This is a genomic window from Nocardioides zeicaulis (assembly GCF_042432345.1).
GTDB lineage: Bacteria > Actinomycetota > Actinomycetes > Propionibacteriales > Nocardioidaceae > Nocardioides > Nocardioides zeicaulis.
The window spans coordinates 2,211,417-2,224,468 of record NZ_JBHLXH010000001.1; the positions used below are offsets into that span (position 1 = coordinate 2,211,417).

11 protein-coding genes are annotated in these 13,052 nt (G+C 72.3%); 8 read left to right on the forward strand and 3 right to left on the reverse strand.

Features of this window, described 5'->3' with window-relative positions:
• Positions 1 to 3: 3 nt before the first annotated feature.
• Complete coding sequence (eda, locus tag ACFFJG_RS10800) at positions 4 to 633, forward strand: bifunctional 4-hydroxy-2-oxoglutarate aldolase/2-dehydro-3-deoxy-phosphogluconate aldolase (protein WP_378518704.1); 630 nt, start codon at positions 4 to 6, stop codon at positions 631 to 633.
• A gap of 520 nt (positions 634 to 1,153) precedes the next feature.
• Here the strand turns inward: eda and ACFFJG_RS10805 are convergent.
• Together ACFFJG_RS10805 and ACFFJG_RS10810 are read right to left on the reverse strand one after the other, a co-directional pair.
• Positions 1,154 to 1,585: a nucleoside deaminase gene (locus ACFFJG_RS10805; RefSeq protein ID WP_378519482.1), complete on the reverse strand. Its 432-nt coding sequence runs from the start codon at positions 1,583 to 1,585 to the stop codon at positions 1,154 to 1,156.
• Between the two features lie 14 nt (positions 1,586 to 1,599).
• Positions 1,600 to 2,085, reverse strand: a complete 486-nt coding sequence (locus ACFFJG_RS10810) for a tRNA adenosine deaminase-associated protein (RefSeq protein WP_378518705.1) — start codon at positions 2,083 to 2,085, stop codon at positions 1,600 to 1,602.
• Positions 2,086 to 2,218: 133 nt separating this feature from the next.
• Between ACFFJG_RS10810 and upp the strand changes: the two genes are divergently transcribed.
• The 3 genes from upp (at position 2,219) to pntB (ending at position 5,999) form a co-directional block, all read left to right on the forward strand.
• Positions 2,219 to 2,860 carry a uracil phosphoribosyltransferase gene (gene upp, locus ACFFJG_RS10815; protein WP_378518707.1) on the forward strand — a complete coding sequence of 214 codons (642 nt, stop codon included), beginning with the start codon at positions 2,219 to 2,221 and terminating at the stop codon, positions 2,858 to 2,860.
• Between the two features lie 184 nt (positions 2,861 to 3,044).
• Positions 3,045 to 4,574, forward strand: coding sequence for a Re/Si-specific NAD(P)(+) transhydrogenase subunit alpha (locus ACFFJG_RS10820; RefSeq protein WP_378518708.1), 1,530 nt, complete (start codon positions 3,045 to 3,047; stop codon positions 4,572 to 4,574).
• Between the two features lie 3 nt (positions 4,575 to 4,577).
• Positions 4,578 to 5,999 (forward strand): Re/Si-specific NAD(P)(+) transhydrogenase subunit beta, encoded by a 1,422-nt coding sequence (pntB, locus tag ACFFJG_RS10825; RefSeq protein ID WP_378518709.1) that lies wholly within the window; start codon positions 4,578 to 4,580, stop codon positions 5,997 to 5,999.
• A 4-nt stretch (positions 6,000 to 6,003) separates the two neighbouring features.
• Here the strand turns inward: pntB and ACFFJG_RS10830 are convergent, their stop codons facing one another.
• A complete protein-coding gene (locus tag ACFFJG_RS10830; RefSeq protein ID WP_378518710.1) occupies positions 6,004 to 7,011 on the reverse strand; it encodes a LacI family DNA-binding transcriptional regulator in 1,008 nt (335 codons plus the stop codon).
• A 144-nt stretch (positions 7,012 to 7,155) separates the two neighbouring features.
• On the opposite strand from ACFFJG_RS10830, the gene ACFFJG_RS10835 reads away from it, so the two are divergent.
• From ACFFJG_RS10835 to ACFFJG_RS10850, 4 genes are all read left to right on the forward strand, one after another.
• The gene (locus ACFFJG_RS10835) at positions 7,156 to 8,445 is read left to right on the forward strand and encodes a sugar ABC transporter substrate-binding protein (protein WP_378518711.1); all 1,290 of its coding nucleotides are present in this window, start codon (positions 7,156 to 7,158) and stop codon (positions 8,443 to 8,445) included.
• 117 nt (positions 8,446 to 8,562) lie between these two features.
• Positions 8,563 to 10,188 carry an ABC transporter permease subunit gene (locus ACFFJG_RS10840; RefSeq protein ID WP_378518712.1) on the forward strand — a complete coding sequence of 542 codons (1,626 nt, stop codon included), beginning with the start codon at positions 8,563 to 8,565 and terminating at the stop codon, positions 10,186 to 10,188.
• A 1-nt stretch (position 10,189) separates the two neighbouring features.
• Positions 10,190 to 11,146 (forward strand): sugar ABC transporter permease, encoded by a 957-nt coding sequence (locus ACFFJG_RS10845; RefSeq protein ID WP_378518713.1) that lies wholly within the window; start codon positions 10,190 to 10,192, stop codon positions 11,144 to 11,146.
• 8 nt (positions 11,147 to 11,154) lie between these two features.
• Positions 11,155 to 13,047: an alpha-amylase family glycosyl hydrolase gene (locus ACFFJG_RS10850; protein WP_378518714.1), complete on the forward strand. Its 1,893-nt coding sequence runs from the start codon at positions 11,155 to 11,157 to the stop codon at positions 13,045 to 13,047.
• Positions 13,048 to 13,052: the final 5 nt, after the last annotated feature.

Genomic DNA, 13,052 nt, shown 5'->3' on the forward strand with positions numbered 1-13,052 from the left:
GTCGTGCCGTCCCTCTCCGGGTCCGTCCTCGACGTCGTCCCCGTGATGCCGGTCGTCGTCGTCGACGACCTCGCCCACGCCGTGCCCATCGCCCGCGCGCTGGTGGCCGGCGGGCTGCCCGCGATCGAGCTCACCCTCCGTACGCCGGTGGCGCTCGACGCCATCGCCGCGATCGCGGCCGAGGTGCCGGAGATCCTCGTCGGCGCGGGCACGATCGTGACGCCCGGCCAGGCCAAGCTGGCCCTCGACGCGGGCGCGCAGTTCCTCGTCTCGCCCGGCGCGACGCCCGCCCTGCTCGACGCGATGGCCGGCACCGGGCTGCCCTTCCTGCCCGGCACCGCCACCGTCTCGGAGGTCCTCGCCGTCCTCGAGGCCGGCTTCACCGACATGAAGTTCTTCCCCGCCGAGGCCTCCGGCGGCGCAGCCTGGCTGAAGTCCGTCGCCAGCCCGGTGCCCGACGCGCGCTTCTGCCCCACCGGCGGCATCACCGCCGCCACCGCACCGGCGTACCTCGCCCTCCCCAACGTCGGCTGCGTCGGCGGCTCCTGGCTGACCCCGGCCGACGTCGTCGGTCGCGGCGACTGGGCCGAGGTCGAGCGCCGCGCCCGGGAGGCCGCCGCCCTGTCGGGGTAGTCCAGTGGCAAACGGTCGTCCTGTCCGGGTAGTCCAGTGGCAGGACGTCCTCCGCGGTCCCGGCTTGCAGCGTTTTGCCACTGGACTACCGGAGCACCCGCCCGCACCGGGGTAGTCCAGTGTCAGTACGTCGTGCCGGCGGCCGTCCGGCAGCGTTTTGCCACTGGACTACCGCCCGCCGCCGCCCGCCCGGGGTAGTCCACCGGGAAGTGGTTGCGGGAGAGCTGTCCGGACGACCGGAAGCCGGTGGACTACCGGCAGTCGCTCGCCGGCGCCGGGTAGTCCAGTGGCAGGACGTCGTGTCGGCGGCCGTCCGGCAGCGTTTTGCCACTGGACTACCGCCCGCCGCCGCCCGCCCGGGGTAGTCCACCGGGAAGTGGTTGCGGGAGGGCTGTCCGGACGACCGGAAGCCGGTGGACTACCGGCAGTCGCTCGCCCGCGCTGGGTAGTCCAGTGGCAGGACGTCGCCCAGGGCGCCGGCCAGCAGCGTTTCGCCACTGGACTACCCCGACGGGCAGCGTCAGCGGTGGGCGGCGAAGAAGCCGTCGAGGAGCGCGGCGGACTCGCCGGCCAGCACGCCGGCCACCACCTCGGGGCGGTGGTTGAGGCGGCGGTCGCGCACGACGTCCCAGAGGGAGCCGACGGCGCCGAGCTTGTCGTCGTACGCACCGAAGACCAGGCGGTCGACGCGGGCGAGGACGAGCGCGCCGGCACACATCGTGCAGGGCTCGAGCGTCACCACGAGCGTGCAGCCGGTCAGCCGCCACTCCCCGCGCCGGGCCGCGGCCGCCCGCAGCGCGACCACCTCGGCATGGCCGGTGGGGTCGCCCTCGGCCTCGCGGGTGTTGCGACCTGCGCCGATGACGGTGCCGTCCTCGTCGAGCACGACGGCCCCGACCGGTACGTCGTCACCGGCGAGCGCCGCGCGCGCCTCGGCGAGGGCCAGGCGCATGGGGTCGTCCCAGATCATGCAGAGGTCAGCCCGACCATGTCGTCGAAGAGGGTGCCGAAGCCGAGGCGGCCGGCGATGTCGGAGAGCACCTCGTCAGGGTAGAGCTCGACTTCGTCGAGCAGCGCTCCCATCTCGTCCGCGTGGAGGCCGAGGTCGGCGAGCAGGTCGAGGTCGCCCGCGGGCACCTCGACGTCGTCGTCCTCCGGGGGCGGCAGGCCGAGGAAGTCGATCGCCGACTGCGCGAGCTCCCACTCGTCGGCGGCCGTGACGTCGGAGAGCAGGACCCGGGTCGTGGAGCCCTCGACGCGCACCAGCACGAAGAAGTCCTCGTCGACCACGACCATGCCGACCGCGCCGGCGTCGCCGGGCAGCCGGCGCAGCGCGTGGCTGAGCGACTCGACGGACTCGAAGGCGGGGGAGGCGATGTCCTGGAGCTGCCAGGCGCCGTCCTGGCGGAAGGCGGCCAGCGCGAAGTCGACCTCGCCGAGCTGGTCTGGCACGTCCCACCTCCCCACCGGTCGTCGTCCTGCTCCAGCGTCGCAGACGGGAGGGTGTCCGCCAACCCCGTCCGGACCAGCGGTCCGGGGCGCTCTGCGTCGGTGCGCGCCCCCGTTCCCCACTAGGGTGACCACCATGCGCCTGCACGTGGTGAACCACCCCCTCGTCTCCCACAAGCTCACCGTCCTCCGCGACGAGAACACCGACTCGCCGACCTTCCGGAGGCTGACCGACGAGCTCGTCACCCTGCTGGCCTACGAGGCCACCCGCGAGGTGCGCGTCGAGCCGATGGGCATCACCACCCCGGTGGCGCCCACCACCGGCGTCTACCTCGCCCAGCCCAAGCCGATGGTCGTCCCGATCCTGCGCGCCGGGCTCGGCATGCTCGACGGGATGATGCGCCTGCTGCCCACGGCCGAGGTCGGCTTCCTCGGCATGGTGCGCAACGAGGAGACCCTCGAGGCCTCCACCTACGCCGAGCGCCTCCCGGAGGACCTGTCCGGGCGCCAGTGCTACGTCCTCGACCCGATGCTCGCCACCGGTGGCACCCTCGCCGCGGCGATCCGCTTCCTCACCGACCGCGGCGCCGACGACATCACCGCGATCTGCCTGCTCGTCGCGCCCGAGGGCGTGGCCAACCTCGAGGCCGGCCTCGAGGGCCTCGACGTCCCCGTCACGGTCGTGACCGCCGCGCAGGACGAGAAGCTCAACGAGAAGGGCTACATCGTCCCGGGCCTCGGCGACGCCGGCGACCGGCTCTACGGCGTCGCGCACTGACCTCCTGCTCCTCGGACGACCCCGGAAGTCCCCGGACATCCCGGACCACCGGGGTGGGCCGCGGATGGATCGATCCAACCGCCGACGGAGTGACGACCCTCACCTGAGACCCCGGTGACAGGGGGTCGTCCTTCGGTACGTTGAGCGCGCCCAGGTACCCCATGCCCCACCCAGGAGGCAGCACGTGCGCATCGGCATCCCCCGCGAGTCCCGTCCCGGCGAGACCCTGGTCGCGGCCACCGCGACCACGGCCGCCCAGCTCGCCGCCCTCGGCTACGACGTCGTCGTGGAGCGGGGCGCGGGGGCGGGTGCGGCCCAGCCCGACACGGCGTACGCCGACGCGGGCGTCGCGCTCGGCTCCGCCGACGACGTGTGGTCCAGCGACGTGGTGGTCAAGGTCAACGCGCCCACCGACGAGGAGGTCGCGCGCCTGCGACCCGGTTCGACCGTCGTCGGCCTGATGGCCCCCGCGCGCAGCCCCGAGCTGGTCGACCGGCTCGCCGCGCAGGGCGTCACCGCGCTCGCGATGGACGCGGTCCCGCGCATCTCGCGCGCGCAGTCGATGGACGTCCTGTCGAGCATGGCCAACGTCGCCGGCTACCGCGCGGTCATCGAGGCCGCCCACGAGTTCGGCCGGCTCTTCACCGGCCAGGTCACGGCCGCCGGCAAGGTCCCGCCGGCGCGGGTCTTCGTCGTCGGCGCTGGCGTCGCGGGACTCGCGGCCATCGGCGCGGCCGGCTCGCTCGGCGCGGTCGTGCGCGCGTTCGACGTCCGCCCCGAGGTGGCCGAGCAGGTCGAGTCGATGGGCGCGCAGTTCGTCACGGTCGACATGGAGCAGGAGGTCTCCGCCGACGGCTACGCCAAGGAGATGACCGCCGAGCAGGAGGCGGCGACCGCGGCGATGTACGACGAGGAGGCGCGCGCCGCCGACATCGTCATCACCACCGCCCTCATCCCCGGCCGCCCGGCGCCCCTGCTGGTCACCGCGGAGACGGTGGCCGCGATGCGGCCCGGCTCGGTCGTCGTCGACATGGCCGCGGCCAACGGCGGCAACGTGGCGGCGACCGTGGCGGACGAGAGAGTGGTGACCGCGAACGGCGTCACCGTCCTGGGCTACACCGACCTCGCCGGCCGGCTGGCCGCCCAGACCAGCCAGCTCTACGGCACCAACGTGGTCAACCTCCTGCGGCTGCTCACCCCCGGCAAGGACGGCGTGCTCGTCCTCGACCTCGACGACGTGGTGCAGCGCGGCATCACCGTCACCCGCGACGGCGCGACGATGTGGCCGCCCCCGCCCGTGCAGGTCTCGGCGGCAGCGGGCGCCCCGGCGCCCGCAGCGCCCGAGCCCGCCCCGGCCAAGGCGCCGCCCGACCCTCGGCGCCGGCTCTACGCCGCCGGTCTCGCCGCCGTGCTCTTCCTGGCCCTGGCCACCGCGGCGCCGGCCAGCTTCCTGCCGAGCCTCACGGTCTTCGTGCTCGCCGTGGTGATCGGCTTCTACGTCATCGGCAACGTGCACCACGCGCTGCACACCCCGCTGATGAGCGTCACCAACGCGATCAGCGGGATCATCGTGGTCGGCGCGATCCTGCAGGCGCCGAGCGCCGACCCGGTGGTCCAGGTGATCGCCGGGATCGCCGTCCTGCTCGCCAGCATCAACGTCTTCGGTGGCTTCACGGTCACCCGGCGGATGCTCAACATGTTCGCGAAGGACTGAGCCGTGGTCTCGTTCGTGTCGGGCGCCTACATCCTCTCCGCCCTCCTGTTCATCCTCGCCCTCGCCGGCCTCAGCAGGCACGAGACCGCACGCCGCGGCAACCAGCTCGGGATGGCGGGCATGACGCTGGCGCTGGTGGCGACCCTGCTGCTGGTGCTCGACCTGCTCGGCGACGACCACCTCGACCAGGGCCCCGTGGTGGTCGGGCTGGTGATCGTCCTCGTCGCCGGCGGCATCGGGGCGGCGATCGGCCTGCGGCTCGCGCGGCGCGTCGAGATGACCGGCATGCCCGAGCTCATCGCGATGATGCACAGCTTCGTCGGCCTGGCCGCGGTGATGGTCGGCTACAACACCTACCTCGAGGTCGCCGACCTCGGCCTCCGCGCCGACGCGGTCCACGACGGCGAGGTGTTCCTCGGCGTCTTCATCGGCGCGGTCACCTTCACCGGCTCCGTGGTGGCCAACCTCAAGCTGAGCGCGCGGATGGGGTCCGCGCCGCTGACGCTGCCGGGGCGCCACCTGCTCAACCTCGCGATCCTCGTCGCGTCGGCGCTGCTCATGGTGTGGTTCATGAACGCCGACGGCTGGGCCGCGCTCGCGCCGCTGGCGATCATGACCGTCCTCGCGCTCGTGCTCGGCTTCCACCTGGTCGCCGCGATCGGCGGCGGCGACATGCCCGTCGTGGTCTCGATGCTCAACAGCTACTCCGGGTGGGCGGCGGCCGCCGCCGGGTTCATGCTGTCCAACGACCTGCTCATCATCACCGGAGCCCTCGTCGGGTCGTCCGGTGCGATCCTCAGCTATCTCATGTGCCGCGCGATGAACCGCTCGTTCGTCAGCGTCATCGCCGGCGGCTTCGGCTCCGACGGTGCGGTGAGCGGGGAGGCCCGCGACTACGGCGAGCACCGCGAGATCCAGGCCGACGCGGTCGCCGAGCTGCTGGCGGGCGCCTCGTCGGTGGTGATCACCCCTGGCTACGGCATGGCGGTCGCCCAGGCGCAGTACCCCGTGGCGGAGATGACGAAGAAGCTGCGCGAGCGCGGCGTCGACGTGCGCTTCGGCATCCACCCGGTCGCCGGCCGGCTCCCGGGCCACATGAACGTGCTGCTCGCCGAGGCCAAGGTGCCCTACGACATCGTGCTCGAGATGGACGAGGTCAACGACGACCTCCCCGACACCGACGTGGTCCTGGTCATCGGCGCGAACGACACCGTGAATCCCGCCGCCATGGAGGAGCCCGGATCGCCGATCGCGGGCATGCCGGTGCTGGAGGTGTGGAAGGCCCGCGACGTGGTCGTCTTCAAGCGGTCGATGGCCACGGGCTACGCCGGCGTGCAGAACCCGCTGTTCTTCAAGGAGAACACCCAGATGCTCTTCGGCGACGCCAAGGACAGGGTCGCCGAGATCGTCGCCGCCCTGGGGTGAGCGCTCAGGCGGGAGCGCTCGCGGTCGAGCCGCGCACCACGAGCTCGGGGCGGTAGAGCACCTCGCCGCCGCGGGGGCGGCTGCCGGCGATCTGCTCGGCGATCTCCTGGCTGGCGGCCTGGGCGAGCGCCTCGGCGGGCTGCCGCACGGTGGTCAGCGGCGGGTCGCAGAACTCCATCATCTGGCTGTCGTCACTGCCGACGACCGAGACGTCCTCGGGGACCCGCAGGCCGCGCCCGCGCACCGCCCGCACGACGCCGAGCGCCATCACGTCCGACCCGCACACGATGGCGGTCACGCCGCGGTCGAGCAGCCGCTCGGCCGCGCTCTGGCCCCCCTGCACGGAGTACGTCGTGCTCTCCACGAGGTCGGTCGCGTCCAGGCCGTCGGGCACCAGCCCGCGGCGGGTGATCGAGTCGACGAACGCCTGCTTCTTGCGGAGCGCGGGAACGTAGCGCAGCTGGCCGAGCGCGGCCCCGATGCGGCGGTGGCCCATGTGCTCGAGGTGCTGCACGGCGAGCTCGACCGCCGCCACGTCGTCGGTGGACACGCACGGCGCCTCGAGGCCCTCGAGCGCGCCGTTGACGAGCACGATCGGCATGCCGAGGTCGAGCAGGCGGCGGTAGCGCGCCGGGTCGCTGCTGACCAGGGCGTGCACGCCGGAGACGAAGACGATGCCGGCCACGGAGTGCTCCAGCAGGTTGGCCACGTAGTCGTCCTCATGGGCACCGCCGAGCGTCTGGCTGCACAGCACGGTGGACAGGCCCACGCGCGAGAGGTTCACCTCGAGGTGGTGGGCCAGGCGGGGGAAGAACGGGTTCTCCAGCTCCGGCATGACCAGGCCGACCAGGCCGCCGGAGCGGGGGCGCAGGCGCACGGGCCGGTCGTAGCCGAGCACGTCGATGGCGGTGAGCACCTGCCGCCGGGTCTGCGGGCTGACCCCCGGCTGCTCGTTGAGGACCCGGCTGACGGTGCTGATGCTGACACCCGAACGGACGGCGATCTCGCTCAACCTGATCCTCACCCGCGCCACCTTAGTGACGTACCCCCAGCACGGCAGCAGACCGGGATGAAAAAATTTGCAGAGACTTTTCATGGCTGGGAATCACTGCTACGTTGTGGCGACCCTCACACCTGCCGCCCCCTCGGAGGACCCATGCGCAGACTGTCCCGCACCCTCGGCCCCGTCGCCGTCGCGGTGCTCGCCCTCACCGCCGCCGGCTGCGGCGGCGGAGGCTCCGGCTCCGGCGACGGGTCGTCCGACGCCGCGAGCAGCTCGAGCTCCAGCCCGTCCGCCGACTCGGGCGGCGGCGACGCCGACCTCCTCGTGTGGACCGACTCGCTGAAGATCGACGCCGTGAAGAAGGTCGCCGACGACTTCGGCGCCGCCAACGGCATCACCGTCAAGGTCCAGGCCATCTCCGAGGACCTCCAGGGCAGCTTCGTCACCGCCGACGCCGCCGGCAACGGCCCCGACGTCGTCGTCGGCGCCCACGACTGGATCGGCAACCTGGTCCAGAACGGCGCCATCGAGCCGCTCAACCTCACCCCCGACGAGCTCTCCGGCTACTCCGAGAAGGCCGTCCAGGCCACGACCTACGACGGCAAGCTCTACGGCGTGCCCTACGGCGTCGAGGCGCTGGCGCTCTACCGCAACACCGAGGTGGTGCCCGACGAGCCGAAGACGATGGACGACGCCATCGCCGAGGGCCAGGCCGCGGTCAAGGCCGGCAAGGTCGACTCCGCGCTCAACCTGCCGGTCGGCGAGCTCGGCGACGCGTACCACATGGAGCCGATCCTGACCTCGTTCGGCGGCTACATCTTCTCCTACGACGACGCCACGGGCTACGACGCCCAGGACGTCGGCATCGGCAAGGAGGGCTCGGTCAAGGCGGCCCAGGAGATCTCGCAGCTGGCCAGGGACAAGGTGCTGCGCACCTCCATCAGCGGCGACAACTCCATCGCCCTCTTCACCAGCGGCAAGGCCGCCTTCCTGGTCTCCGGCCCGTGGGCCCTCGCCGACGTGAAGAAGGCCGGCTTCGACTACGCCATCCAGCCCGTGCCCGGCTTCGCCGGCCAGGAGGCCGCCGCCCCGTTCATGGGCGCCCAGGCGTTCATGGTCGCCGCGAACGGCAAGAACAAGGACATCGCGCAGGAGTTCGTCAACAACGGGGTCAACAGCGAGGACGCCATGACGACCCTCTACGAGGGCACCCAGCTCCCGCCTGCGATGACCGCGGTGCAGGAGCAGGTCGACGACCCCGACCTGAGCGTGTTCACCGAGGCCGCCAACGCCGCCGCCCCGATGCCCGCCATCCCCGCGATGGCCTCGGTGTGGGAGCCGCTCGGCAAGGCCTACGCCGCGATCGTCAGCGGCAAGGACCCGGTGTCCACCATCCAGTCCGCCGGCGACACCATCACCAAGGCCATCGCCGACGCCGGCTGACCCAGGACAGGCCCCGGTGGGCGGTGCACACCACCGCCCGCCGGGCGCCGTCCCACGCGCGCACGCCGCGCCCGACGCACCTCGCCAGCCCGCGCGGACCCTGAAGGGGAACTGACCATGGCCGACCCCCGGACCAGCGACCCCTCGCCCGGCTTCCCGGACGAGACCGAGCCCCGTCGCTCCCGGTTCACCCAGCCCGGCCGCGACGGCGTCCTCGCCCTGCTGGTGAAGGTCGTGTTCCTCGGCGTCGTGGTGGGCACCGCGATCGCGTTGACCCCGACCCTGGCCGGCAACGGCTCGTGGGGCTTCCTCGTGGCGATCTGGGTGATCGCCGCCGTCCTCGTCGCGACGTACGCCACCGGGCGCGCGCTGCCCGCCAAGTACCTCGTGCCCGGCACGCTGATGCTGGCGCTGTTCGTGGTCTACCCGATCGTGCTGACCGCGAAGACGTCGTTCACCAACTACGGGGACGGCACCCGCAACGACAAGCAGACCACCGTCGACCAGATCGTCGGCTCCTCGGTCACCCGCGCCGACGACTCCCCGCAGTACAACCTCACCGTCGCCACCGACGGCGACCCTGCCTCCGGCCCGTTCACCTTCTTCCTGGTGCCGCAGGACGATCCGTCGACCGTCTACGAGGGCACCCCCGACGGCCTCGAGGACGCGCCCGACGGCGTCACGCTCGCCGACGGCCGGGTCACCGCCGTCGACGGCTTCACGGTCTTGGACATCAAGCAGGTCAGTGCCGCCTCCGAGGCCCTCGACGAGATCGCCGTGCCGACCGACAGCGACACCTTCATCGTCCGCGACGGCACGAGCGAGGCGTTCGAGGGCGCCCCGACGCTGGTCTACGACGCGGACGCGGACACGATCACCGACACCACCAGCGACACCGTCTACACCGTGCAGAAGAAGGGCGACCGCGAGTACTTCGTCGACGACGCCGGCAAGCGGATCTCCGACCAGTCGTGGACCGCCGACGTCGGCACCCGCAACTACGAGCGGATCTTCACCGACAGCCGGATCAGCAGCAGCTTCCTCGGCATCTTCGTGTGGACCTTCGTCTTCGCGTCGGTGTCGGTGATCGGCACCTTCCTGCTCGGGCTGCTCTTCGCGATCACGCTCAACGACCCGCGGGTGCGCGGGCAGAAGGTCTACCGCTCGCTGCTGATCCTCCCGTACGCCATCCCGGGCTTCATCTCGCTGCTGCTGTGGTCGAGCTTCTACAACCGCGACTTCGGCCTGATCAACGGCCTCACCGGTCTCGACGTCAACTGGTTCGGAGGGGCGACGACGGCCAAGGTCGCCGTGATCATCACCAACCTGTGGATGGGCTTCCCCTACATGTTCCTGGTCGCCACCGGCGCCCTGCAGGCGATCCCCGAGGACCTCAGGGAGGCCGCGACCCTCGACGGTGCCGGCGGGTTCGCGGGCTTCCGCAGGATCACCTTCCCGCTGCTCCTCGTCACGGTCGCGCCGCTGCTGGTGGCGACGTTCGCCTTCAACTTCAACAACTTCGGTGCGATCTACCTGCTGACCGGGGGCGGGCCGTTCAGCCCGGACAACCCGACCGCGGGCGGCACCGACATCCTGATCAGCTACACCTACCGGCTCGCGTTCGGTGCCGGCGGCGTGCAGATCGGCTTCGCGGCCGCGGTCTCGGTCGTGCTCTTCGTCATCACCGGCGTCATCGCCGCCCTGCAGTTCCGCGCCACCCGCTCGCTCGAGGATGTGAACTGACATGACCCAGGTCCAGGGCCCTCCTCCGGGCACCACCGTCGTCGAGGACGCTCCGCCCGCCGAGGCCGGCGGACGAGGACGCCGCCGCGACCCCGCGCCCAGGGCGAGGATGCCGTTCGGCCGGTGGTTCCGCGAGGTCGGTTGGCGTCACGTGGTCGGCGTGCTGGCCGTCGTGTGGGCGCTGTTCCCGGTGTCGTACCTCGTCTCGGCCTCGCTCAACCCGCTCGGCAACGTGGTCACCTCCACGCTCGTCCCGCAGTCGTTCAGCCTCGACAACTTCACCACGCTGCTCGACGAGCAGCCCTTCGGCACGTGGGCACGCAACAGCATCATCGTGTGCGTCTGCGTGGTCTTCGTGCAGCTGCTCTTCAGCGCGCTGGCGGCCTTCGCGTTCAGCCGGTTCCGCTTCCGGGGCCGCCGCGGCGGGCTGCTCGCGCTGCTGCTGATCCAGATGTTCCCGCAGTTCCTCGCCGCCGTCGCGCTCTACCTGATGTTCACCGACATCGGCGACGTCGTCCCCGCCATCGGCCTCGACACCCTGCCCGGCTACATCCTCATGATGTGCGGCGGCTCGCTCGGCCAGGTCTGGTTGATCAAGGGCTTCTTCGACTCGATCCCGATGTCGCTCGACGAGGCCGCGATGATCGACGGCGCCAGCCACGTGCAGGTCTTCTTCCGGATCATCCTGCCGCTGGTGCGCCCGATCCTGGCCGTCTGCGGCCTGCTGGTGTTCGTCGGCACGATCGCGGAGTTCCTGATGGCCTCGATCTTCCTGCGCGACGAGGGCAACAAGACCCTCGCGACCGGCCTCTACGGCCTCATCGACTCCGACCGGTCCAACAACCTCGGCGTCTTCGCCGCCGGCTCGATCCTCACTGCGATCCCCGTCGTGCTGCTGTTCCTGTACCTCCAGAAGTTCATCGTCGGCGGCATCACCGCCGGCGGCGTGAAGGGCTGAGGCCGCCGATGCCCCCGCACCCCCACCCGCTCGACCCGCACCACGACGGCTCCCCCCACTACGTCCTCGGCGGCGAGGGCCCGGGCCTGGGCGACACGGTGACCCTGCGCGTGCGGGTGCCCCACGACGAGGACGGGTCGCCGGGGGCGGCGCGGGTGGTGCTGCGCGCCGTTCGCGACGGCGAGCCGGCCGTGCGCCTCGCCGAGCAGGCCTCCTCCGACGCCGCGGGCGCGTGGTGGGCGGTCGACCTGGAGCTGGTCAACCGGCTCACGTCCTACCGCTTCCTCGTCTCCCGCGGTCCCGACGACTTCCGGTGGCTGACCGCGACCGGCGTCCACGACCGCGACGTCTCCGACCAGGGCGACTTCCGGATCAGCACCGAGCACCGGCTGCCCGACTGGGTGGCCGACCAGGTGGGCTACCAGGTCTTCCCCGACCGCTTCGGCCGCACGGCGACCAACGCCCCCGTGCCCGACTGGGCCATCCCCTGCGCGTGGGACCAGCCGGTCGTGCACCAGGGTCCCGACGTGCCCTTCCAGCTCTACGGCGGCACCCTCGACGGCGTCGCCGAGCACCTCGACCAGCTCGACGCCCTGGGCGCGACGCTGCTCTACCTCACCCCGGTGTTCGAGGCGTGGTCCACCCACCGCTACGACGCGGTGTCCTTCGACCGCGTCGACCCGCTGCTCGGGGGCGACGAGGCGCTGGAGCGCCTCGCGAAGGCGGTGCACGAGCACGGCCTCCGCCTGGTCGGCGACCTCACCACCAACCACACCGGCGAGCACCACGACTGGTTCCTGCGGGCGCAGGCCGACCCCGGCTCGCCCGAGCGCTCCTTCTACCGCTTCGGCGAGCAGTACACCCACGGCTACGCCGCGTGGTTCGACATCGCCAGCCTCCCCAAGCTCGACCACACCTCGGAGGAGATGGCCCGTCGGCTCTACGCCGGGCCCGGGTCGGTGGTCGCCCACTGGCTGCGCCACGGCCTCGACGGCTGGCGCGTCGACGTCGCCAACATGACCGGCCGCCTCGGCGGCGACGACCTCGCCCACGCGGTCGCCACCCGGCTCCGCGCGACCATCGACGAGGTCTCGCCCGACGCCTGGCTCCTGGCCGAGCACGGCCACGACGCGGCCGCCGACCTCACCGGCCCCGGCTGGCACGGCACGATGGACTACGCCGGCTTCACCCGCCCGGTGTGGTGCTGGCTCAACGGCGGCTCTCCCGACGGTCCCGGCCACCCCCACGGCCTCGACTACCTCGGCCTGCCCGTCGACATCCCCGTCCTGCCCGCCACCGCCGCCGTGGCGACCATGCGCGAGGTCCACGGGTCGATGCCGTGGACGGCGTGGCAGGGCTCGACGATGCACCTCGACTCCCACGACACCCCCCGCTTCCGCACCGTCACCGGCGGCGGCACCGGCGGTGGCACCGACCTGGAGGGCACCGGCCGCGACCTCCACCTGGTCGGCCTCGGGCTGCAGATGACGATGCCCGGCGTGCCGGTGGTCTTCATGGGCGACGAGCTCGGGCTGACCGCCGTCGACGGCGAGCACGCCCGCACGCCCTACCCGTGGGACCGCCCCGAGACCTGGGACCGCCCCACCTTCGAGGCCTACCAGCAGTGGATCGCGCTGCGCCGCGAGCACGTCGCGCTGCGCCGCGGCGGCCTGCGCTGGCTGCACGCCGGTGAGGACTCGATGACCTACGTGCGCGAGCACCCCGACGAGACCCTGCTGGTCCACGCCGTACGCAGCCCCACGGACGCGGTGACCCTGCCGGTGCACGCGCTCGGCCCCGGCGTCGCCCTGGCCGCCCTCGTCGGCGCCGACGCCACGGTCGCCGACGGCGTGCTCACCCTGCCCGGCACCGCCGGCGTCGCCGTCCACCGCGTGGGGTGACGCCG

Coding starts and splice junctions, on each gene's coding strand:
- ACFFJG_RS10805 (WP_378519482.1), bottom strand. CDS start 1,585: ATGCGCCTGGCCCTCGCCGAGGCGCGCGCGGCGCTCGCCGGTGACGAC.
- upp (WP_378518707.1), top strand. CDS start 2,219: ATGCGCCTGCACGTGGTGAACCACCCCCTCGTCTCCCACAAGCTCACC.
- ACFFJG_RS10835 (WP_378518711.1), top strand. CDS start 7,156: ATGCGCAGACTGTCCCGCACCCTCGGCCCCGTCGCCGTCGCGGTGCTC.
- ACFFJG_RS10840 (WP_378518712.1), top strand. CDS start 8,563: ATGGCCGACCCCCGGACCAGCGACCCCTCGCCCGGCTTCCCGGACGAG.
- ACFFJG_RS10845 (WP_378518713.1), top strand. CDS start 10,190: ATGACCCAGGTCCAGGGCCCTCCTCCGGGCACCACCGTCGTCGAGGAC.
- ACFFJG_RS10850 (WP_378518714.1), top strand. CDS start 11,155: ATGCCCCCGCACCCCCACCCGCTCGACCCGCACCACGACGGCTCCCCC.